The sequence below is a fragment of the Vibrio coralliirubri genome, from assembly GCF_024347375.1.
Taxonomy (GTDB): domain Bacteria; phylum Pseudomonadota; class Gammaproteobacteria; order Enterobacterales; family Vibrionaceae; genus Vibrio; species Vibrio coralliirubri.
The window spans coordinates 1,281,794-1,304,028 of sequence record NZ_AP025471.1 but is presented as its reverse complement, the minus strand read 5'-3'; the positions used below and the strand labels follow the sequence as shown (position 1 = coordinate 1,304,028).

Below are 22,235 nucleotides of genomic sequence, written 5' to 3'. Positions count from 1 at the left end.
ATTGTATAGGTCTGACCAGTTGTTTTATCACAAGGAGCGGTTTTGCAGCTGCATACCATCAAAGGCTATATCCAAGACATGTATCTCGTAGAGTACCCAGACAGGTTGCTGTTACTTGATGGCGCGTGCCGTGCGGATATACCCCATCTTAAAGCTTTCATTGAAGATGATCTTGGCCGTGAATTTAGCGACCTACACACTGTGGTTGTTACACACATGCACCCAGATCATGCAGGCGCTGCGCATACGCTCAGAAAACTGACTAATTGTCATTTGGTGGCAGCAAACCGAGATAAAGACTGGTATCACGGCATTGATGGCATTTTGATGCACCTGACCGATCTAGCATTAGCAAGATGGATGGCGAACCGCTTAGGAAAACCCAAAGCGAACTTATGGTACTCAAGGAAGTTAAAGCCTGATTACAAGCTGTCGGATGGTGAGAGCATTCCGGGGTTTGATGATTGGTTGGTTCTAGAAACGCCGGGCCATACCGACAGAGATCTTTCTGTTTATTGCCCATCACACAGCGTGGCTTATGTGGCTGATTTAATGGTCGAGGTTAAGAAGAAGCTGATTCCGCCGTTTCCTATCTTTCACCCTAATAAGTATCGAGCGTCTGTATCGCGCATTTATGACATGCAGCTCGATACCTTGCTGGTGGCGCATGGTGGCCAAGTCGATTTCAGTCAGAAAGCTTTTGAACATCTGTTGATGAGTGCGCCAAGAAGACCTGTGACACATTGGCGGGTAACCAAAATCAAAACCAAGAAATTACTGTTATCGATTTGGCGATTTGGTTTTCAATCTCATGGTAAGTCGAAGAAATAGATCAGAAGTCTGAATGCAAAGTCGTGTATTCAGAGCTGAAAGTAGAAATTGAAAAATAGATAGCAATAAGGCCAGTCATGAGACTGGCCTTATTTAGTTATAACCTGTGGAGCGGTTACGATGACTCTGATTAGTGAGTCAGCAGGAATTCACCCGCTGGATCAACAATCACTTTGTCACTCATGCCTTGACGACCAAGCAGCATCATATAAGTCATATCTTGACGGTTGCTTAGCGTGATATCGATAGGCCATTCCTGACCGCCGATTTTTAGCATGGTTTCAATCACACAACGGTGTTCAACTTCGCCGTTCGATGATTTGATTCTTTTACTTGTTTTCAGCTTCGCTTTACAGCGTACTGTCTCTTCTAGGTGGTAAACGTCTGGGTGAAGATCGAATTCAACGAAGTTCTCACCGTCTGTTTTTACACATAGTAGATTGTCTACGTGTAGAGAAGAGGTTTTAGCCCCTGTATCAACACGTGTATGTAGTCCAGTTATCCCTAACTCTGGTAAGCAAAGTGCTTCTGTATTCCCTATGATCATTTTATTGTTCATGTCATTTCCAATCATGAGTTAACGGCGTTAAATCAGCCTTTGCCACGAGTACGGTTAGCGTTTGGTTTTGCATTTTTTTCGATGAATTCGAAAATCATGTCTGCTACATCTTTGCCCGTCGCTTTCTCAATACCTTCTAGACCAGGAGAAGAGTTAACTTCCATTACAACAGGGCCATTCTTAGATTGTAGAATATCAACACCACATAGGTTTAAACCCATGATTTTCGCAGCATTGATTGCTGTAGCGCGCTCTTCTTTGGTTAGTTTAACCAGTTGAGCTGTACCGCCACGGTGCAGGTTAGAGCGGAATTCACCCTCACCAGCTTGACGCTTCATCGCTGCAATTACTTTGTTGCCAACAACAAAACAACGGATGTCTGCGCCATTTGCTTCTTCAATGAACTCTTGAACCAAGATGTTCGCTTTTAGGCCCATGAATGCTTCGATAACGCTTTCTGCTGCTTTGTTTGTTTCAGCTAGAACCACGCCGATACCTTGAGTACCTTCAAGAAGCTTGATAACCAGTGGCGCGCCACCTACGTTTTTGATCAAGTCTTGAATCTTGTCTGGGCGGCTAGCGAAACCTGTTTTTGGTAAGCCAATACCTTTGCGAGACAACAGTTGTAGTGAGCGCAGTTTGTCGCGAGAACGACTGATTGCAACTGACTCATTGATACAAAAAGTGCCCATCATTTCGAATTGGCGAACAACCGCAGTTCCGTAAAAGGTAATGGAAGCGCCAATACGTGGAATAACAGCATCGTATTGAGGTAGCTCTTCACCCATGTAGCGAATCTTCGGATTGTTACTCGCGATATCTATATCACAGTGCAGCGTGTCGATAACATCGACCTGGTGACCACGTGCTTCTCCAGCCGCTTTTAAGCGAGAAGTAGAGTATAGATTTTCGTTGCGAGAAAGAATTGCGATACGCATGGCGTTTCCTTAGTTAATACCTGATTGGTAACTGCAAATAAATTAGTTGTTAGCTGAGCTTTCAGTTTTTCTGAGGCTCCTTGCTTGCTTCGGGGCGAACCTTAAGGCTTTTCGTTTAACTAAGAAAGCGAATTAAATTTGTCGAGTCGACAACAGAAATTTATCGAATGCGTGAGCTATTGGTACAACTGGGTTAAAAGGGGATTTGGAATGGAAAAGCGAGTTGAGACCTAACTCATATTGGGGGTAGGAGCATATTAGGTTGTACTCAACTCGCGTTAACTCGGTGCTCAAAAGTGTACTAATAACGCCAGTTACATAGCTCTATAAGTGTTCGTAGTGCTTCTCTTTCGAGCTTGCTACAGGTGCTTTTTAGCTTATTAAGATAGTATTTTCTCATGATGATTACTTCTCTTGTATTAGGCTTTGGTGGGTACTCAAAGTTCCTTGCTGACCCATTAATTATGGTTATTTAATAGGAAGTAATAAACAGATGGATTTTTAGTGGGTTGTTCCTGTTTTTGTCTTTTATCGTCACTTAAAGACAAATGTGTTTTATAATCGGCTTTATGAGGAAGGGTTGTTTCTAAAAGGTTCATTATTTGTCTGATCTAAACATGATGCGTTACTACACTCGGCTGGATTCGTTCGAGCCTAACATCTCACATTCGGTCACTTTGACTGAGGTGGCAGACAAGCTGTTTACCAGTTTGCGCCATGCTCGAACCTTACTCGGCAAGATGCATCAGGCTGAATGGGTGGTGTGGGAGCCAAAAGTTGGCAGGAATCAACGTTCTAACCTGACATTGCGCTTTAGCAATCAACAACTGACTCAACATGTTGCCAGCAAGCTTATAGAGCAGGGTAAGTACGAAAAAGCGCTCTCTATTCTGGATAATGACCGCACAGTGTTTGGCTCTCTTCTCCAAGAAACATCCGGTGCGACTATGCGAGAAGGGCTACTGCACGTCCAATTAACCTACAAACGTAAGTTCGAAGACCTGTTCCCGCATCATATTCATCGTAGTAGTGAGCGATTTTTGATCAGGCAAGTGTTCAGTTGTTTAGTGACTTGTAATGGCAAAGGCGAGTTGAAGCCTGAGCTGGCGCATCATTGGCAATATGACGCTGAAAAGCTCGTTTGGACTTTCTATCTGCGCCCGGGACTTACTTTCCATGACGGACAGCCTGTGGATGCTAAGCAATTAGTTTCGATGTTTTCTGCGTTGCAAACCTTACCTTTCTATCAGACAGAGCTCTCCCATGTCGCTTCGGTTTACAGTGAACAACCATTGAGGATCAGCTTCCAACTCACCAAAGCAGATACCGGCTTTGCTGGTTTACTTGCTGGCGTTAAATACTCGATTCAACCCGCAGCGCAAGTTACCCGTGAACCGTCTCCATTAAGTTCTGTGTCCCATGCTGTTATTGGTACTGGTCCATTTAAAGTGGTTGAGACCAACAATGAACGAATCAAGCTCGCCGCATTTGAGCACTATTATGGTTGTCGTTCGTTAACCGATGAGGTGACCATCTGGCAGTTTGAGGAATCAATGACGGGCACTGCTCGCTTCGATGACAGCCAAATGCACGTATCGCCTTATGAAGATTCATCTTGCTTCCATCAATTAGGGAAAAGCGATGCGGACCTTGTTTCAGCAGACACAGACGGCCTTCGTAGCCGAGTCGAGGATGGATGCTTGTTTATCCTGTTCAATCAGAACTCAGCGGCTAGCCCACTAAATAATGAGCAGCGAAAATACCTTTCAGAACTGACCAACCCACAAGCGATTTTGTCTCAGCTTGAACACAACAAGGGTTTGTTTAGTGTCTCTTTAGCTCAAAATATACTGCCAAGTTGGCAGAAATTGTATCGAACGCCTTCGAAAGAGACACAACTGCCGAAAAAGATGAGCATTGCGGTTTACGACTATTATGCGTTGTATCGATGTGCTATTTGCGTATCCGACATACTCAAACGATATGGCGTGGACGTTGAGGTGAACACCTACAGTTTTCGAGAGTTGGCGCAGTTCTCTCAGAGTGGCGAGTTAAAGGAGGACTTGGTGTTGTGTAACCTCAACCTCGATGACAATGCCCCGTCTTCACTGTTCTCGTGGATGATGAACGATCCTGTTTTGCACTCTGCTTTAGGAGAGGTGAACAGTGACTGGCTCAAGCAGCGCTTGGATAGTCATAAAGCATCCGTGGAACTGCCTAATTACTTGGCAGAGCTAGAACCTATCGCGTCTACTCTGATCTCAGATTATTGGTTAGTGCCTATGTTCCACCACTTACAGACCGTTCGTTTCCAAGGGATTCTGAAAAACGTGGCCATCACCAACTGGGGATGGCCAGATTTCAAGAATGTATGGTCTGCTGATTAATCTTTCTTACTAGCTAAATAACTAAGTTAACTCGTTGCCAAAGTTGGTTTTTCCAAAATCGACTTTGACACGCTTACGTCTAGATAAATTAAAAATTACACTCATTGGTTTACTTTTTGTTTTTGGTATGTAAACTAGTCGGTGTAGTTTATGTGTTGGGCCTATCCCAACTGATGAAGAGATACCAATGAAAAAATATCTATTACCGATTTTAGGAGTACTTGCCGTGGTCGCTATCGTAAGCACAGGTTCACAATCAAACGACAATCTAGATAAGCTTCCAAAGAAGTTTGCTAACAGTGAGTTGGAATACAAATCGGGTATGTCTGATATTTTTTCAATCTTGAAAGCATACGTGACTGTGGAAAGAAACGAGCCAGTGCCGCGCGCTGCATTGCCTTTGATTCCAATGACAGCTGAGCAATTGCTCGAAGAACAAGACGACGTTGCTTACCGCTTAGGTCACTCCAGTGTGATGATGAAACTGGATGGGAAGCTAGTGATGACCGATCCTGTGTTCAGTGATCGTGCATCACCCGTGCAATGGATGGGACCAAAGCGTTTTCATCCAACACCAATTACGCTGCAAGACCTACCCGATATTGATGTGGTGGTGATCAGCCACGATCACTACGACCATTTGGACAAAGGTGCCGTTAAGGTGCTCGCTGACAAAGTGGGAACGTTCTTAGTGCCATTAAGAGTGGGCGCTCTATTGGAAAAGTGGGGCGTGGATAAAGAGAAGATCATCGAATTGAACTGGTGGGAATCGGCAACGGCCTCAGACATTGAGTTCACGTTGACGCCGACACAGCATTTCTCTGGTCGTGGCTTGCTTGATCGTGACCAAACACTGTGGGGTAGCTGGGTTATTAACGCTTCAGACAAGAAAGTCTTCTTTAGCGGTGACTCTGGTTACTTCAGCGGCTTTAAAGAGATTGGTGAGCGCTATGGGCCGTTTGATTTAACTATGGTTGAAACGGGCGCGTATAACTCACTTTGGGCGGATATTCATATGTTCCCAGAACAGAGTGTTCAGGCGCACATTGATCTGCAAGGTAAGGTGATGATGCCAATCCACAACAGTACCTTCGACCTTTCTATGCATGATTGGCAAGACCCAATGGAACAAGCACTGGCGATAAGCAAAGAGCGAGATGTACAAATGGTAAGCCCAGTGATGGGTGAACGTTTGGTGATCTCAGATCCGGTACCTGTTCAGGCGTGGTGGAAACTAACATCGAATTAGAGCTGTCATCCAAATAGGCATAGCTAAACCACTAAGCTGTACAACCCAACTTATACAAAAACGCCACCGAACATTCGATTCGGTGGCGTTTTTTTTGTTTTATTTTGAAGATCAGCTTTCTAAGTTCTGTGCCATTTTCTTCGCAATTTTTCTGAATTGCTCTAACTCGTCTTCGGCCATGCCTTTGGTCATTTTCTTCAGCATGTCTCGATCGATATCCGAGACCTTACTCATGATCTCTTGACCCTTATCAGTCAGAACCAATAACTGGCTGCGCTTGTCTTCCGGGTTCGGAGATTTCTTTACAAGTTCCTGATTGATCAAGGCATTAATGAGCCGAGTGACCTGTGCTTTATCACGATCTAGGAAGTGTGCGATATCGATAGCGGTACATGGAGACTTCTTGGTAATGATCTTCATGACACGAATGTTCATAGGTGCGATCTCTGAGTCTAAGCTCTCAATCTGTTCGCTCATTTGACGTTTCAAAGAGTGCACTAAACGAAAGATAGACTCTAGCGATGTGTTATCAGACATAAACGATCCTTAGAAATGTAGTTGACACTGTCAACTACTTTGTTTATGGTTGACATTATCAACTTAATTGTTCGTAAATTCAAGACAGGAAATAGATATGACGATTCAAGCAACACTTACGCCAACTCTTCCTGAGCAAAAAGGCACACCCGTTTTATACAAAATTTTGGTCATGATGAGCTTAATGCTAACCATTGGGGGCAGCTTAACGGCCGTGATGACCTACATGAATGTCGGATTCGGCGAGGCATTTATTGGCAACTGGCTTTCTTCGTTAGCCCTTGTTGTCGTGATCATGATGCCAATGGGCGCGGTGATGATGGCTTTAGTCACTAAAGCCGTTGCTAGAGTGTTCACAACTTATGGCGAGAAAGTTCGCAACCTGATCGTAGGACTGATCATGGCATTCATTATGGAGTCCATGATGGCATTTGTAACAGCGGCAAATAATATTGGATTTTCGGATACATCGGCGTTTACCAGTGGATGGTTTAATGGATTTATTGCCGCGCTTCCTGTTGGCCTTACGATCATGGTCGTAATGTCGATGACGGTTTAACCCAAGCTAGAACGATTCATGAAGAGCTAGCCAAAACATTTCACAGTATTGTAGGAGATCCACATGAAAGCATTTACAGGCAAACACAATAACTACCGCATTACTATTGAAGAAGTGAGCGTTAAAGAAGACCGCGAACTTCAAACCATGCAGTTTGAAATTGAAGACAGAGAAAACATGTTCGCGATTGTTGAGAAGATCAAACAAGACAGCGGCTTAGATGAGCAATCAGCAACGCGACTAGGCGTGAGTATCCGCTTACTCGGTCCATTGATGATGCAAGATCGCAAGCATCCTCTGTTTGTGAATTTTATGCCTCACTTCAGAGACTTCATGCAAAACCTTAAGAAGACCTTGAAAGGGCAGTAAAGCCTAACCATCAGCAACACATCGAAAAGCCAGTAACGAACTTCAACTTACTGGCTTTTGTTGTCTTTAAATCAAAATAATTTCAGTTGTTTGAGTCTAGAATATGCGAAAATTGATGGCTGAATTTTCGGTGTAGCACCGTTGTTGAATTGTCTATTCAAGCTTTAAGAAATCCGATATTATACTGGTCATAAAACTAAAGGTGATATTATATGACAAATGTATTTAAACAAGCAGCTGAAGAACTATTGAGTCGTCGCGTTGCTGGCACTAAAGCACCAAGATTGGACGAACAGTACCGTCCGAATAACTTGGAAGATGCGCTAAAGATCCAATCTTCAATGATCGATTTGAAAAGCGATAAAGTCGGCGGTTGGAAGTGCTTACTTCCTCTGGCTGAAGACAAGTTTGTTGTTGCGCCAATCTTCTCGGGCAGCGTTCAGCAAGGCGAAGTTTGTGAACTGTTTGCTGACAACGACGTAGTACGTGTTGAGCCTGAAATTGCATTTACGCTTGCTAAGAGCCTGCCTGCAAGCCAAGAAGGCTATAGCGAAGAGCAAATCAACGAAGCGATTGGTTCTTGCCACATGGCACTTGAGTTAATGCAGTCTCGTTTTGCGGATGACAGCGGCGCTGAGTTCTATGAAAAGCTGGCCGATGGCCTAGTAAATCAAGGTCTATTTATTGGCCCTGAGATTGATCGCGAAAAAGCGTTCACTTCTGCAGAGATCAGTATTGAAGTGACTCAAGGCGAGCAAGTTCAAGCATTCGACGGTAAGCACCCGAATACACTGCCACCAAGCCCAATTTACTGGCTGATTAACTACATGACGCGTCGTGGTGTTGATTTCCAAGCGGGTGAAGCCATTATCACGGGCTCTTACTGCGGTATCGTGGAAATGGAATTCGATAAGCCAACGATCTTCCACTATGAAGGCATTGGTGAATACCAAGTGACGTTCAAGCAGAAACGCTAACTTCTAGCGGCGTACTATTTGTTATCGAAAGGCTGTTTACTGATGAGTAAATAGCCTTTTTTATTACGTGATGCTCAATAGGGTTCTTATTACTTTGCATTAAATTAGGCGTTTAGACGTCTAGACGTTGACAAGTTCCAAGTGTGACATTAGTCTGCTCACCTTCCTGTTCTATTGTGTTGTCGTTCCATGTCCAATTCAAAAAATTCTAACGCGGTAATTGCCCCTTCTGCAGTTGCGCTTATCCCTCTGATTGTTTTCCTTGCGCTGTTTATTGGCGTGGGTACATACCTGTCGCTACAAGGCGTCGATTTTGCTTTCTATCAGCTTCCAGCTCCGATTGCGGCTCTGCCTGCCGTGATGTTAGCGCTGCTATTGAGCAAAGATAAATTGAACCGTGCGATCGAGCAGTTCTTAGGTGGCGTGGGTCACAAAGACATTATTGCAATGTGTATGATCTACCTATTGGCGGGTGCTTTTGCTGCTGTGGCTAAAGCTTCTGGTGGCGTGGACGCGACGGTAAACCTTGGTCTATCGGCTATCCCAACGAGCATGATCCTACCGGGCATCTTCCTTATTTCGGCGTTCATTGCGACCGCAATGGGCACCTCTATGGGTACTATCGCTGCGGTAGCCCCTGTTGCACTAGGCATTGCTGACTCAGCTGGCATGAGTATTCCTCTGACTGCTGGTGTGGTGCTAAGTGGCGCTATGTTTGGTGACAACCTTTCAATCATCTCTGATACCACGATTGCCGCGACTCGCTCGCAAGGCTGTGAGATGAGAGACAAATTTAAAGAGAACATCCGTATTGCACTGCCTGCTGCACTTATCGCGATTGTTATCTTTGCTTTCAACAGCACAGCGACTCAGGTACCTGAAACAGGTCCAATTGAATGGCTGAAAGTCCTTCCGTACATCACTATCCTAATCCTTGCGGTATCGGGTATGAATGTATTCGTTGTGTTAACGATCGGTATCTTGCTAGCGGGTGGAGTGAGCCTAGGTTCAGTTGAGAACTACGGCTTGACGGATTACGCTCAAGATATCTACGCAGGCTTTGGCAACATGCAAGAGATCTTCTTACTGTCGATGCTGATTGGTGGTTTGAGTGAGCTGATGCGTCGCCAAGGTGGATTAGCGTTTCTGACTAACTTAGTGAGCGGTTTGATTCGTGCATTTGGTTCTTCTCACTCTAAGCAAGCGAATGGCCGCGCAAGTGAGCTAGGCATTGCAGGCTTGGTATCAATGGTGAACCTATGTACGGCAAACAACACGGTAGCAATCATTGTGTCTGGTAGTGTTGCTCGCCAATTAGCAGAAGAGAACGATGTGTCTCCACGCCGCTCTGCAAGCTTATTGGATATCTTCTCGTGTGTGATTCAAGGCGTATTGCCTTACGGTGCTCAGGTATTGCTATTGGGCTCTGTGTTTAACCTATCGCCTCTAGAGATCGTGTCTAACTCTTACTACTGTTTCGCACTTGCAATCGTGGCTGTAGTCGCTGTATTTATTAAACACCCAGCGCGTCAAGTGGCTAATGCTTAGTAACAATTGACTAAACTGAGTGATCACTGGCTCTGATAAGAAGGCTCCTCAATAGGGGCCTTTTTTGCGCCTGAAAGAATTGTTTGGAAGCTGACTCTGATTTGAAAATAGACAAAACCGCCCATGTGGACGGTTTTGAGCCTTACTAAAGTTGGCTTTCAAGCTCGCTAGCGGTCGCGACATTGCCGTAACCAAAGCTCAGTGCGGCCATAAATGCCGCATGGACCTGCGCAGCGGGAACCTTAACACCGTTGAACTCCATGTCTAAGGTTGTGCAAGCATCATGCGCTACGTGGCATTCGTAGCCTAAATCGGTAGCTGCACGAGTCACAGCATCGATACACATGTGGCTCATTGCGCCGACAATGATCAGTTTCTCAATGCTTTGATCTTTTAGCACCTTGTTCAGTTCCGTATCTCTAAAGCTATTGATTTGATGCTTTACGACAACAGGTTCACCCTCTAGCGGAGTCACGCTGTTGTGGATTTGAGCGCCGTCTGAATCCGGCAAGAAGAAGGGTGCTTCGTTGGTCGGAAATTCATGGCGTACATGAACCACAGGAAGTTGCTTGTCTCTGAAAGCCTTTAATAACTGTACCCCTTTTTCGGCTGCCTTTTCTGTTTCAGACAGTGCCCACTTTGAACCCTCGTATGAAGGGAAATAATCATTTTGAAAGTCGATAAGTAGTAATGCAGTGTTCTTCATAGTCTATACCTTTGTATTTGGTGTATTGCGGTGTAGGGATATTATGAATACTCTGTAGTTTTTATCGCACGTCAAAAATGACAGACTCTATGGCAATAGTGACAAAATCAGTTGTGGTCGAAATCATCGACTATCCAGGCTCTTTGCAAAGTGCCGTGTTCGGAGTGAAAGAGTTTCTTCAGTTGGCGAATAGCATTGAGTCTTCCAATGAGCAGGTTCAGTTTCATGTTGAAATTAAGCCTCACGACGACTTGTCTATGTCGACCAACGGACCACTTGAGGACTCAAAGGCCGACATCATTCTAGTGCCGCCAAACTTAGATGGCAGATATTACCTAGAGCCAGATGAAGGGCTGTTAGACTACCTTGTGCAGTCTCATCAACGTGGGGCGATCCTGTGTTCTGCTTGCGCAGGCGTGTTTATTTTGGCGGGAACGGGTTTGTTGCAAGGACGAACCGTGACAACGCATTGGCAAGCCCAGCAACAATTTTCGGAGCAGTATGCTGAGGTCGATGTTGATGTCGACAAAATCTTGATCGATGACGCTGACATTATCACCGCAGGTGGTTTGATGTCGTGGATGGATCTGGCTCTGTTTATCCTGACCAAATACACGACGCCGACCAATACTCGTAATCTCGGTAAATACCTAGTGCTTGATACGGGCTTGAGAGAGCAGCGCTACTATCAGAGTTTTGTACCGAATTATGCTCACGGCAATGACAAGATTGTATCGGTGCAGCGTTTTATTCAGAAGCATCATCATCTCCCTTTGTCGCTCGATCAATTGGCAGAAGAAGCCTTCATGACTCGAAGAACCTTTATCCGACAATTTACTAAAGCGACCAGTTTTACGCCTATCAATTATATCCAACACGTGCGTATTCAAAGCGCATGCGAGCTATTGGAAAGCTCCCACAAATCGGTAGATCAGATCAGCTACCTGGTTGGCTATGAGGACGTAAACAGCTTCCGAAAAGTCTTCATGAAAATCATTGGCTTAACACCATCAAGGTTTCGCTCTAGATTTCTATCAGAGGAATGATTTTTATTAGTCACCATTCCTCTGGCTTATCGACTGGTACTGTCAGCGACTATCGTGGAAGGGCCTAATTCAGCTTCGTCGTCACGAACTCTTTGTTTCTGACCATTAGCCACATCAGACCGCCTAGCGTACCGATGGATAACTGAATAAAGCCTAGGTTTTCAATCAGTGACTCTGGGCGTATTGAAACTAATACCATGCCAAGCGAGCCACAAATCATGCTGAAGAACTGTATCAGTGCGACGGCAGAACCCGTGTCATGATCTTGTTGATTCAACATTAAGTTGGTGCCCGGTACTCGCATGATGATCGCCATCAGTGTCGCTGGTGCAGCGATGAACATAAAGAACCAAGGGGACAGGTCGCCAATGGTTAGGGTGAAGATGCCCGCAAGTGCCAATAAAGCAAAACATCCTGAGATGACCTTTTGAACCGGCATTCGGTAGGACAACTTCATGTAAATTGTTGGACCAAATGAGGCGCACAATGCATTGAATGCGAACGCGTAACTAAACTGTTGTTCGGTCAAGCCAAAGTGATCGATGTAGATATAAGAACCCGCCGCAAGAAAGCCCATTAATGCCATCGGTATGATAGAGAAAATGACCAGTAGCTTGAGGAACGAGCGGTTTTTCATGACCACGCCCATTCTTCCCCATGAACGGAACATAGAACCTTGGTATTTGGTTTCGAGCGTTTCTCGATAGCAGCAAGCTAAAACTGACGCAAATGCACCAAAAATGGCGAGGGTGACGAACATCATTCGCCAAGACGCAATTTTCAGTAAGAAGGCACCAAATACAGGCGCAACCATCGGCGCGATGATCACCAGTGACATGATAGTCGCCATGATCTTTTCACGTTCTCGGCCATCATAAAGATCTTTTACGATGGCAGTAGCGATAACGGTGATAGCACTACCAGCAAAGGCTTGGAATACACGAGCGCCAATTAACTGTTCGATGCTATTGGTCATCGCACACAATATGCTCGCGACCATATAACCCGCTAATCCAATCAATAGGATCGGCTTACGACCAAATTTTTCGCTGAGCGGCCCCCAGAACAAAAGACCGATGGCGTAAGTAACGAAGTAGCTGCTCAGGGTTAGGTTGACCATTGATCGGTCAGTATTAAACACCTCGACCATCTGCGGAAGCGCAGGTAAGTAAAGGTCGATGGTCAATGGAGGGAAAGCACTTATTATGACGAGAAAAAATAGCATACCGGTCTTTCCCAGTACTGGTTGTGGTCTCTTCAAGGTGGCTCTCCATTGTCCAAGATAGGTTTGTAATTGATGTGATATCGATATACAGAAGGCTAAGGCACGTCAGACAAGAAGGATAGAGTCGTTCAAGAATATGCTGAAAATATCGATGAACTTATCTCTATGAGTTCGAATCTATGAAGTCGGTCTGCGTACTAAATTGTATTACAAAACATTATTGCTTTTATAGCTAACGAGTTCAATCAGTTAGTAGCAGTGTAGCTTGTAATCGCCAGCGACACATTGTAATGATTATCGACTTGGCTTGTTATCTTTTCTTTGGGCGTTTTTCGACTAAACCGTTACGCTCTAAACCACGTCGAACGCTGCTGCAGAGTTTACCAAAGCGGCGCAGTTCTTCGAAGTTAGGGCCTTGGCCAATGGAAATACTGTGCTCCCAATACATTAACTCGCTGTCGACCATCTCAAGTAGTTTCTTAGAGCAACCCGAGCAGTTTCCTTTTGGACCACAGATAAACGTCTCCGACTCGTAAAGTGGGAGTTCGTTTTTAACTTCTTCAATTAAGTTAAGCATTGCCGAGTTTAAGTCTGGCTTTTTGGATGTCAGTGGCTTCAAGCTTGGTGCTTGAGTCGCAATTAATGGGGAAGTCAGTTTGTTAGGTTGTAAATTCAAAGCAGCTGATGACATATCAAAGGCCTCAAGGAGAGAAGAAGGTGGGCATGCTACTCTTCACGACAAAGTGAATCTTGATGTAGTGCAATAAGCGTGGAGATATACCCAAAAGAGGTAGGAGCCACAAGTGGTTGTGACTCCTTATCAAAGCTCGGTACTAAAGAGAAATTTTAGAATTCAGCGTCGAACTGGAATTCCATCCACTCTTTGGTCACAGGGTGGTGCAGCGCAAGTCTTTCTGCGTGTAGGTGCAGTCGGTCGGCTTTATTGCCATATAGGCCATCACCGACGATAGGCATGTTAAGGCCTTCTTCGTGTGAACAGTGAACACGCAACTGGTGTGTACGCCCTGTTTTAGGATGCAGGTAAACCTTAGTGGTTTGCTCGTTTCGTTCAATCACTTCCCATTTGGTTTCTGCAGGCTTGCCGTGTTCGAAGCAGACAATCTGACGAGGGCGGTCATACAAATCACCACGCAATGGCAGTCGAACATAGCCTTCATCTTCTGCTAGAACGCCTTCAATCATTGCCACGTATCGCTTCTCGACTTCACGAGTAATGAACTGCTTCTGCAAGCTCTTGTTCGCACGTCGAGTTAGAGCGAAGATTAGAATGCCAGAGGTCGCCATGTCTAAGCGATGAATAACAAATGGGCCTTCAACATCGGGATGCATTTCTTGAACACGTGTGTAGGCGGAATCTTTGATGGTTTTACCCGGCACAGATAGAAAACCTGCTGGCTTGTGGACTACAACGATGTGCTCATCTTGGAACAGAATATCCAGCTCTTTGCCTTCTGCTGGGTTCTCTAATAGTGGGTTTGGATCGACTTCAAGGCCTTTCATCATATGGCCAAGGATTGGTACACATTTGCTTTGGCAAGAGGCGTAGTATTTCTTGTGCTTACGGATTTCCGACTTTGGAGAGCGACCCCACCAAAACTCAGCTAATGCCAACGGTGTGTAGCCATTCAAGTACGCGTATTGCAGCAATTTAGGCGCAGCGCATTCGCCTGAGCCAGCTGGTGGTATCTTGTTTGGCGTGTTTTCAAAGATCTGGTTAAGGTCTTCAACGTTTCCTTCCGCATTTTGGAAAGCGTATTGTGAAAACAACTTGTGTTGAAGCTGATGAGAAATATGTGCTCTTTGCTCTTTTAGCTCAGCCAGTTGAGTGGTGAACACATCAACTTTAGCCTGCAACACTTGCAGAGTCTGTTCCCAGTTAAGTTTTAGGTACTTCTGCTGGTTCTTGTCAGCAACACTGGCCTTGTTTAGCTCGTTATTTAGCTGTTCGAAAGCTTGCTCATCAAGGCTTTCTTTACCTTGTTCACGTTGTTCTTTACGCGTTTTTCGGCCTTCAATAATCAATAGGCGCTGAGCTTCAATCTCTTGCTCCGCTTGCGCTTTCTGCTGCGCCAGTTGCTCGCACAATTCAAGGTATTCAGTATTTGCTTGCAGCGCTTTAAACTCAGCGTTGACAGCCATCATGTCGGCTGTGTCTTGATGGAAAAAGCTATCGCTGCTCAGCATGTCGAACACGGGTGGCACAAAGTGAGGCAGTAGGTTTTGGTCGGCGATTTTTCCAGAGAAAGCCGAGAAGTAACCCAATTCACCTTCTGGGCTTTTCACCAGTAACACACCAAACATTTTGCCGCGACCAGCGTCAGAATCCAGTCCGAAGTCATGCTGCCAATCGGTTTGAGTTTCTAGATACTGTTGAAGCTGATGAGAAGCGATTTCACACAATGGGTGTGGTTCGTAGTAGAACGGGAATGTGAAACGCTCAGGCAACGAATATGACTCGATCGGCTGTTGAAAACGAGTGAAGCAATGCTCAGGTGTGTGGCTGTTTTCTGAGTCGTGCGTTGGTTTTGATGAGTGCATAGTCGTATTAATACTTATATCGTGGTGATAAATGGTTGTGAGTCTACTGTGTATATTTAGAGACGTTAAACACAGTACAAGGCGGCGATTCTACTCTTTATCGAAAAGCGCCTCAAATAAGAAATGGTTCTATTGTTAGATAGCCAAGCGACGAACCTATGAGTTATGGCTTGAACGTCATTAATTGATGAGTAACTTCTCGTTTTTAATCATGGAAGACAATTTAACAAACCAAGGGTGATAGCCTTGCCGCCCTGTTATGAAAACTAAGGTAACGTTATGATTCCAATCAATACTTCGATTGTTTCCGGTGTCGCTATTTCAGAGATCGACGGACAAATGAAAATGCTACTAATGAAGCGTGTGAAGGGCGAATTTTGGTGCCATGTCGCAGGCTCGATTGAAGCGGGAGAAACAGGCTGGCAGGCTATCGTGCGCGAGTTTGAAGAAGAGACCCAAATTAAAGTGGAAGCTTTGTATAACGCGCAGTTTCTGGAGCAGTTTTACGAGGCGCACGTGAATGTAATTCAGCTAATCCCTGTCTTTGCAGTGCTATGCCCGCCCAACCAAGCGATTGAACTGAATGACGAACACACCGAGTACCGCTGGTGTAATTTAGAAGAAGCAAAAGCGTTAGCGCCGTTCCCCAACCAACATGCCGTCTACGATCATATTTGGTCGTATTTTGTCGATAAGCCAGTCAATCCGCTTTATCGAGTGAAATTGAACTAATACTGGCTGTTTAAGATCTAGGACTTACCAAGGTAAGGGGTTAAAAAGGCGCTCACTTGTGCTTGGCATAACCCCACATCCACCTTCACGCCGTGCGATTCAAGGATCGCAACACCACGACCATTATTACGAGGGTCTGGGTCTAGCATCGCCACGACTACGTGTTTTACACCTGCTTTAACCAATGTATTGGCGCAAGCGGGTGTTCTGCCAACAAATGAACATGGCTCTAAAGTCACGTAAGCGGTAACCCCTTCCATTTCTCCGTCCTTTCCGTTGTCATAGCTATTGAGCGCTTCAACCTCGGCGTGGTTTCCGCCGACTTTTTGCGTGTATCCAACAGACACCACCTTATCGTTCTTCACCAAAACGCAGCCTACTGGCGGGTTTGGTTGGCAATCGGGTAGGGCTTGGCGCGAAGCTTCAAGTGCTTGCAGCATGTATTGTTGGTTCATGGTCGTTACTCAGTATGACGAGGGCGCAGCAGTTGGTGAAGTGCGCGTTTGATTTGAGAAGTGGGGCATGTTCGATCTGATTGGACTTTTAGTCAATGGTTTTAGCGTTTGAATTCGACTGCTAGTTAACGGTGACTAATCGTTAACTTGGGCCATTGGGTTAGCCAATCTTTGGATTGCACTCTTTGAGCAAAGATATCTCGGCTACGCTTTGGGTTGGGTGTAATTTTCAAATCAAACAAGCTCTCTAAACCAAAAGATGCAAGACACTCGATGTCTCCATTGAGGCTTTGTTTTACAGCGACGGCGGTTTCTTTCTCTGGCCAATAACTCATCGCATCCAATGAGCCTTGGTAAGATTCATCCCCATTTCTGGTGTGCATGCAGGCTTGATTGCGAACTTGCCAATTCAGGTCGGGTAACCGTTGTTTAAGCAGAGCCTCGTATCTAAGATCCGACTCGTAAGAGGTATCCATGGGATCAAAGTAGATCACATCAATATCATTGAGTGGGGTCGGGGAGGCATAACCATGCAGGTGATCCCAAACGAGGTTTCTCACAAAGCCCGCAGCGACGTAACATTGCGGTAAATCCAACTGAGCGACACAGTCTAAAACCTGCATTCGTAAGGGATCTTTTTTGATCAATGTGACGATGCGTTTGGCTAGCGGATGTATCATTATGATGTCGGAACATCAGTGACTTGGTAATGACGTGTCACGTTCTGGGAGATTTCACCCCATTCAGACGCTTTTACTCGCTGTTGGTGGGCTTTGAATGCTTCTCGGCTAGTGAATTCTTCATACACTTCAAAGCGATTAGGTTGAAGGGTGCTTTGACTGACTCGAAACACAATACAACCAGGTTCTTCCAGTGTCAGTTCTTTGTGTACAACCAAGGCTTGTGTGACGGCTTCTAGATCGTTGTCTGGCACTAGAATATGCCCTTGCAGAATTACTTTACTCATAATTACGTCCATTTAATTACGTCTATTTAATTTGGTCCATTACGGTTTTTTTCTATCAAAAGCTCTATCCGTTACAAACATAATCCCATTTTGATGTTGTGACGTATAGGCTAATGTGGCGATTATTTGCTCACATCGAATGTATTTATAGTTACGCTGTAACTTTAAGGGCGATGTAATCAATAAATGATAAGATACTGGAACTAAATCAGCGTTGGTCCGGTCTATTAAATTAGTATCATTGAACTGTATTGATACTGAAATGAATTTGTCATCTGAGAGAACTAACCTTAATTTTGAACAGCGGCTCATAGGATTGAATTGAGCCATAGTTGATATCTAGGTCATACTTTGATGTAAATGGTACTCAAAACTCTATATATTTTGTGATTTGTATCATTGATCTGGGCATCAAACACCGTTAGATTCGAATGGTTGGCAATAAAAATAGCTCATGAAGAGCAGTTAAAGAAAAGGAAATATCCCTTATGAAAAAAATGAGAAGAGCACAGCTTCATCGCGTTCGTATCCAATACTGGAAAGACACGTCAAAAGAAGCATCAAAGAAATAAGCTTTAAATCGTAAAGCTTTAAAAGCTGAAAAGCTTAATCAAATGTAAAACGCAACAAACCGATTTCATTAGCACTCTCAAGGACCTTCATCTGGTCGGCGACTAACGAAATCATCCCCAAAGAGCTGGCAGGCATTAACAACAATGCAATTCAATGTCAGCTCATTAATACCTCCTCTAAGTTTATCTTCGTTTGTTAAATCCGTTCTCCAAATTAAAACTTGTTTGTTCCTCGTTCTCGCATCCCTGTATTCGTTAACGTCCTGATAATAAAAAAGCTCCCGATTTTGAACTGACCCCCAATAGTTGGACACCAATTATTGGGGGTCTTTTTATGTCCAAATATAGCCGAGAGCTAAAATGTATCATTGCTAAGCAATACTTAGATGGCACGTCATCTCTCTACTTAGCAAAACAATATTCAATTTCTTCAAGGCAGATACGGTATTGGGCTCAAGTCTTTGCCATCCATGGTACTGATTCATTTTTACCAACTAATCATGCCGCGACTGCTCAAACAAAACGAAAAGCATTGAATTTAATGTGGACGAATGAATGGTCTCTCACGCACACTAGCGCTGTATTAAACCTCTCATCCCCTGGAATACTCTCTGTCTGGCTTAAACGATTTAATGAGCTCGGTATCAAGGGGCTCGAAATGCGCCAGAAAGGAAGACCCTCAATGAAACAGCAACCTCAACGTACCACTAAGCCTGATAATGAAATGACACTTGAGGAGCTAAAAGAGGAGTTGGTCTACTTACGAACCGAGAATGCCGTTCTAAAAAAGTTGGAAGAGTTGGAGCAGAAAAAAAACCGTCGAACAAAGAAAAAGCGGTCATAGCTCTAACTCTTAAAGGCAAGTACCCATTAAAGCACTTACTGCACACTCTACAGTTGGCAAAAAGTGTCTTTTATTATCAGGCTCAAACGAGCAAGCGCCAAAATAGCTACGAACGTGAGCTGCGGTTGATAAAGTCAATTTATCATGAACATAAGGGGCGATACGGCTACCGCCGTATTCACTTGGAACTAAAGAATCAGGGGTTCGTGCTTAATCACAAAACGGTTCAAAGGCTTATGGCTCAGCTCAACCTTAAATCGACGGTCAGGATTAAAAAGTATCGTTCATACCGAGGAGAGTCAGGAAAAGCTGCTCCCAACGTTCTTGAAAGAGATTTTAGTGCGACTCAACCCGATGAAAAGTGGGTAACTGATGTCACGGAGTTCAAAGTCAAAGAGCAGAAAGTATACTTATCTCCCGTTGTCGACTTGTTTACTCAGGAGGTGGTTGCTTATAGAGTGGCCAAAAATGCCTGCTTGCCGCTTGTCACAGATATGCTGACGGAAGCTATATCAACGCTTAAACCCAACTCAAAGCCAATTATACATAGCGATCAAGGTTGGCAATATCGCCATCGACAGTATCAGAAAAAGGTAGCGGAGAGTGGGTTAACGCAAAGCATGTCGAGAAAAGGTAACTGCTTGGATAATGCTGTTGCTGAAAACTTTTTTGCTTTACTCAAAACCGAGATGTATCACAACCAAAGCTTTGAAGATGCAGATGCTCTGATAGAGCAGATTAAAGAATACATCGAGTACTACAATACCAAACGTATAAAAGTGAAACTAAAAGGCCTGACTCCGATAGAATATCGAACTCAGGCCTTGAAAGCCGCTTAACAGAAATGTCCAACTTTACGGGGTCACTTCATTTCTTGGAAGCTTTGATTTAGATTTTGGTACCTGATGTGACTGCCCGATAAAGACTCGTGCTTAGGATAGACTCTAGCGTTGGAACAGTGTCTTTAAGCTCACATCGTCAGTTCTATTTAGCTTTAGGCTTAGCAGATAACCGCCAACGCCAATCAGTACGTAAATACTTAACGATAAAACCGGCGCTTCTGCAATTGCGCTGAATGGGTTGCTTGCTGTCAGTACCTTCATTGGCAGTGATGCGATGAGAGATAGGAAATCGTTGATGCCATAGAACCCAAATACAGCGACAGAGAGGAACTTAATCGCATAGCTTGAGATAAAAATGACAAGCAATGGAGAGTTCACCAACTGCGAAATCGCTAGGGTCACAGTTGCCAGTGGTAGTAAAACCAGTGCAACTAACAACATTCTCCCGAAGAATACGAGCCAGTTGCTCAGCACGTACATTAGGGATTGCTGCTCAACCAGTAGCGCCAGTTGTTGCTCGCTAGACACGTTCAATATCCAGAATAGGAAATCGGCGAACAGCACGAGCAACGCACAGATTGCCGGAATAACCACTAAACCGAAGCCGAGTTTCACACCGTGAGTCATTGCGTTAGATACTGGCATACTTCTCCAAAACATCGAACTGCCTTCTTGGCGCTCTTTACGCAGCGTTTTAGGGATGTAAAGCGTCGACAGGATCAGTGAAATAAGGCCCGCGCCAAAGTAGATCACTGAGTTGAGGTCTTGTGCGAACTCTCTGTGGATGTCGCTCACGTCGCCGTTCACTTGCATTTCGAAGAAAAACTCATGCTGCGCTGCGCCATTAAAGAACAGACTAACGAACAGTAAGAAACCACATAACGCGACAAACAGAGGCAATCGAGTGTTAATTTTGTGCTCGATGAGTTCTTTTTCTAGCATGTAAAAACTTGGATGCATTATGCCTTCTCCGTCTGTGTTGCAAGGAATAGATCTGCGAGACCAACGTTATAGATGTTACCCAGTGATTCAACCTGCGCTTTGTACTGACCTTCCAACAACCACTTGGTGGTGCCCAGGCCTGATTGCGAGGTCAGTGGGTTGAGTTTCTGTATCTCGCTTGAATGGTTATTTGCGACTTCGATAATGAAATAGTCGTTTTCGATGTCTTCCATGCTCTTTTGCAGCACACAATGGCCTTGTTTTAAAATAAGCACATCCGTTAATAGGTGTTCAATCTCTGAAACCTCATGGCTTGCAATGATCATGGCGCGTTCGCCGTCGTGGAACCACTCGAGTAGGTGGCGATAAAAAGTATCGCGGTACAGTAAATCTAGGCCAAGTGTAGGCTCATCTAAGATCAACACTTGGGTGTCAGTCGCGATGATGATCGCAAGGTGAAGTTGTACCTTCATTCCCTTAGAAAGTTGCTTGATAGTCGAGGAGATCTTGATGTTGGTGCTGCTTAATGTCTGCTCAGCTTTTTGTTTATTGAAGCTAGGGTGTACACCTTGGGTATATCGGAGCAGTTGTTTAACGGTCATCCACTCGGGTAACACGTTAACGTCTGAGATGTACGACAAGTGCAGCATGAGTTCTGCATGCTGGTGGATAGGGTGGTAGCCATTAACCTCTATCTCACCTTGATAGCTGTGTCCGCCAAGCAGTGATTTGATCAGCGTCGATTTACCCGCACCATTGTGGCCGAGCAGACCAAGTACTTGCCCCGGTTTTAACTCAAAGCTGATGTTCTCGACACCCACTTGATTTGAATAGGTTTTGGTTACGTTTTTCACGGAAAGTAAAGTACTCATGACTTGTCCTTTATATGTTGTGCTAGCTGTTTCACGAGTTCTTCGACACTCATATCAATGATGCTTAGCGTCTCAGCGATGGCTGGGATTTGTGTGTTGATGAATGATTGGTGTGCAGACTCTTTCAATTTTTGAAGTGCCCCTTCGGCCACATACATGCCTTGGCCGCGTTTTTTCTCTACCAAGCCTTCATCCACCAGTAACTGGTAGCTTTTCATGACAGTAAGGTGGTTGATCTTGAGATCGGCGGCAACCGCACGTACAGAGGGCAGTGCTTGTAGCTCTAGCCAAACACCCTGAAGAATTTGGTCACTGATCTTGGCGGCAAGCTGCCTAAAGATCGGCTGGTCGTCTTTCCATTCGGTCATAATTAAAACTGCATGGTGATATACATGTGTATAACACTAACCTTTTTTACAAGATAGACAAGCTTTTTCTATAAATTATCTGAATGTTAACTTTTATGGTTGGATGTTCAGTAAAATAATGAGATTATATGGAATACTGTTCTGTAGTGTT

The 22,235-nt window shown here is 44.6% G+C and carries 24 protein-coding genes; 11 read left to right on the top strand and 13 right to left on the bottom strand.

Going from position 1 to position 22,235, the window contains the following annotated elements; genetic code table 11:
• Window positions 1-42: 42 nt before the first annotated feature.
• Window positions 43-831: an MBL fold metallo-hydrolase gene (locus OCV20_RS22470; protein ID WP_086775484.1), complete on the top strand. Its 789-nt coding sequence runs from the start codon at window positions 43-45 to the stop codon at window positions 829-831.
• A 130-nt stretch (window positions 832-961) separates the two neighbouring features.
• On the opposite strand, the gene OCV20_RS22465 is transcribed toward OCV20_RS22470, so the two are convergent.
• On the bottom strand, window positions 962-1,390 hold the full coding sequence (locus OCV20_RS22465) for an ATP-dependent zinc protease family protein (RefSeq protein ID WP_019824668.1): 429 nt from the start codon (window positions 1,388-1,390) through the stop codon (window positions 962-964).
• 32 nt (window positions 1,391-1,422) lie between these two features.
• On the bottom strand, window positions 1,423-2,328 hold the full coding sequence (gene rimK, locus OCV20_RS22460; protein ID WP_019824669.1) for a 30S ribosomal protein S6--L-glutamate ligase: 906 nt from the start codon (window positions 2,326-2,328) through the stop codon (window positions 1,423-1,425).
• Between the two features lie 602 nt (window positions 2,329-2,930).
• Here rimK and OCV20_RS22455 point away from each other — a divergent pair.
• Together OCV20_RS22455 and OCV20_RS22450 are read left to right on the top strand one after the other, a co-directional pair.
• A complete protein-coding gene (locus OCV20_RS22455) occupies window positions 2,931-4,715 on the top strand; it encodes an SgrR family transcriptional regulator (RefSeq protein WP_086775485.1) in 1,785 nt (594 codons plus the stop codon).
• Between the two features lie 187 nt (window positions 4,716-4,902).
• On the top strand, window positions 4,903-5,964 hold the full coding sequence (locus tag OCV20_RS22450; protein ID WP_086775486.1) for an MBL fold metallo-hydrolase: 1,062 nt from the start codon (window positions 4,903-4,905) through the stop codon (window positions 5,962-5,964).
• Between the two features lie 111 nt (window positions 5,965-6,075).
• Here the strand turns inward: OCV20_RS22450 and OCV20_RS22445 are convergent, their stop codons facing one another.
• Complete coding sequence (locus OCV20_RS22445; protein ID WP_050649739.1) at window positions 6,076-6,501, bottom strand: MarR family winged helix-turn-helix transcriptional regulator; 426 nt, start codon at window positions 6,499-6,501, stop codon at window positions 6,076-6,078.
• A gap of 97 nt (window positions 6,502-6,598) precedes the next feature.
• On the opposite strand from OCV20_RS22445, the gene OCV20_RS22440 reads away from it, so the two are divergent.
• From OCV20_RS22440 to OCV20_RS22425, 4 genes are all read left to right on the top strand, one after another.
• Complete coding sequence (locus tag OCV20_RS22440) at window positions 6,599-7,060, top strand: DUF2798 domain-containing protein (protein WP_086775487.1); 462 nt, start codon at window positions 6,599-6,601, stop codon at window positions 7,058-7,060.
• A 63-nt stretch (window positions 7,061-7,123) separates the two neighbouring features.
• A complete protein-coding gene (locus OCV20_RS22435) occupies window positions 7,124-7,429 on the top strand; it encodes a DUF3861 domain-containing protein (protein WP_050711803.1) in 306 nt (101 codons plus the stop codon).
• Between the two features lie 212 nt (window positions 7,430-7,641).
• Complete coding sequence (locus OCV20_RS22430; RefSeq protein ID WP_086775488.1) at window positions 7,642-8,406, top strand: hydratase; 765 nt, start codon at window positions 7,642-7,644, stop codon at window positions 8,404-8,406.
• A gap of 189 nt (window positions 8,407-8,595) precedes the next feature.
• Window positions 8,596-9,954, top strand: a complete 1,359-nt coding sequence (locus tag OCV20_RS22425; protein ID WP_086775489.1) for a Na+/H+ antiporter NhaC family protein — start codon at window positions 8,596-8,598, stop codon at window positions 9,952-9,954.
• A 145-nt stretch (window positions 9,955-10,099) separates the two neighbouring features.
• On the opposite strand, the gene OCV20_RS22420 is transcribed toward OCV20_RS22425, so the two are convergent.
• Window positions 10,100-10,660 (bottom strand): cysteine hydrolase family protein, encoded by a 561-nt coding sequence (locus OCV20_RS22420; RefSeq protein WP_086775490.1) that lies wholly within the window; start codon window positions 10,658-10,660, stop codon window positions 10,100-10,102.
• An 89-nt stretch (window positions 10,661-10,749) separates the two neighbouring features.
• Here OCV20_RS22420 and OCV20_RS22415 point away from each other — a divergent pair, with 89 nt between their 5' ends.
• Entirely contained in the window at window positions 10,750-11,706 is a 957-nt protein-coding gene (locus tag OCV20_RS22415) for a GlxA family transcriptional regulator (protein WP_086775491.1), read from the top strand.
• Window positions 11,707-11,770: 64 nt separating this feature from the next.
• On the opposite strand, the gene OCV20_RS22410 is transcribed toward OCV20_RS22415, so the two are convergent.
• From OCV20_RS22410 to OCV20_RS22400, 3 genes are all read right to left on the bottom strand, one after another.
• Window positions 11,771-12,967, bottom strand: a complete 1,197-nt coding sequence (locus OCV20_RS22410) for a multidrug effflux MFS transporter (protein WP_456154906.1) — start codon at window positions 12,965-12,967, stop codon at window positions 11,771-11,773.
• Between the two features lie 274 nt (window positions 12,968-13,241).
• Window positions 13,242-13,622 (bottom strand): hypothetical protein, encoded by a 381-nt coding sequence (locus OCV20_RS22405; RefSeq protein ID WP_017064884.1) that lies wholly within the window; start codon window positions 13,620-13,622, stop codon window positions 13,242-13,244.
• A 155-nt stretch (window positions 13,623-13,777) separates the two neighbouring features.
• Window positions 13,778-15,490, bottom strand: a complete 1,713-nt coding sequence (locus OCV20_RS22400) for an RluA family pseudouridine synthase (RefSeq protein WP_086775492.1) — start codon at window positions 15,488-15,490, stop codon at window positions 13,778-13,780.
• A 279-nt stretch (window positions 15,491-15,769) separates the two neighbouring features.
• Between OCV20_RS22400 and OCV20_RS22395 the strand changes: the two genes are divergently transcribed.
• Window positions 15,770-16,222 carry an NUDIX hydrolase gene (locus OCV20_RS22395; protein WP_086775493.1) on the top strand — a complete coding sequence of 151 codons (453 nt, stop codon included), beginning with the start codon at window positions 15,770-15,772 and terminating at the stop codon, window positions 16,220-16,222.
• A gap of 17 nt (window positions 16,223-16,239) precedes the next feature.
• On the opposite strand, the gene OCV20_RS22390 is transcribed toward OCV20_RS22395, so the two are convergent.
• From OCV20_RS22390 to OCV20_RS22380, 3 genes are all read right to left on the bottom strand, one after another.
• Window positions 16,240-16,677, bottom strand: a complete 438-nt coding sequence (locus OCV20_RS22390; RefSeq protein WP_086775494.1) for a bifunctional diaminohydroxyphosphoribosylaminopyrimidine deaminase/5-amino-6-(5-phosphoribosylamino)uracil reductase RibD — start codon at window positions 16,675-16,677, stop codon at window positions 16,240-16,242.
• Between the two features lie 125 nt (window positions 16,678-16,802).
• Entirely contained in the window at window positions 16,803-17,357 is a 555-nt protein-coding gene (locus tag OCV20_RS22385; protein ID WP_086775495.1) for a nucleotidyltransferase family protein, read from the bottom strand.
• On the bottom strand, window positions 17,357-17,644 hold the full coding sequence (locus OCV20_RS22380) for a putative quinol monooxygenase (RefSeq protein WP_086775496.1): 288 nt from the start codon (window positions 17,642-17,644) through the stop codon (window positions 17,357-17,359). The genes OCV20_RS22385 and OCV20_RS22380 overlap by 1 nt, the downstream gene beginning before the upstream one ends.
• A 906-nt stretch (window positions 17,645-18,550) precedes the next feature.
• Between OCV20_RS22380 and OCV20_RS22375 the strand changes: the two genes are divergently transcribed.
• Both OCV20_RS22375 and OCV20_RS22370 read left to right on the top strand, forming a co-directional pair.
• Window positions 18,551-19,060: a helix-turn-helix domain-containing protein gene (locus tag OCV20_RS22375; protein WP_086774936.1), complete on the top strand. Its 510-nt coding sequence runs from the start codon at window positions 18,551-18,553 to the stop codon at window positions 19,058-19,060.
• A complete protein-coding gene (locus tag OCV20_RS22370; RefSeq protein WP_108721729.1) occupies window positions 19,057-19,899 on the top strand; it encodes an IS3 family transposase in 843 nt (280 codons plus the stop codon). Before OCV20_RS22375 ends, OCV20_RS22370 begins: the two co-directional genes overlap by 4 nt.
• A gap of 105 nt (window positions 19,900-20,004) precedes the next feature.
• Here the strand turns inward: OCV20_RS22370 and OCV20_RS22365 are convergent, their stop codons facing one another.
• From OCV20_RS22365 to OCV20_RS22355, 3 genes are read right to left on the bottom strand one after another with little or no spacing between them, the layout of a single operon-like run.
• A complete protein-coding gene (locus OCV20_RS22365) occupies window positions 20,005-20,862 on the bottom strand; it encodes a hypothetical protein (RefSeq protein WP_086775774.1) in 858 nt (285 codons plus the stop codon).
• On the bottom strand, window positions 20,862-21,716 hold the full coding sequence (locus OCV20_RS22360) for an ABC transporter ATP-binding protein (RefSeq protein WP_086775775.1): 855 nt from the start codon (window positions 21,714-21,716) through the stop codon (window positions 20,862-20,864). The genes OCV20_RS22365 and OCV20_RS22360 overlap by 1 nt, the downstream gene beginning before the upstream one ends.
• The gene (locus tag OCV20_RS22355; protein ID WP_017060587.1) at window positions 21,713-22,084 is read right to left on the bottom strand and encodes a GntR family transcriptional regulator; all 372 of its coding nucleotides are present in this window, start codon (window positions 22,082-22,084) and stop codon (window positions 21,713-21,715) included. The genes OCV20_RS22360 and OCV20_RS22355 overlap by 4 nt, the downstream gene beginning before the upstream one ends.
• Window positions 22,085-22,235 lie beyond the last annotated feature (151 nt).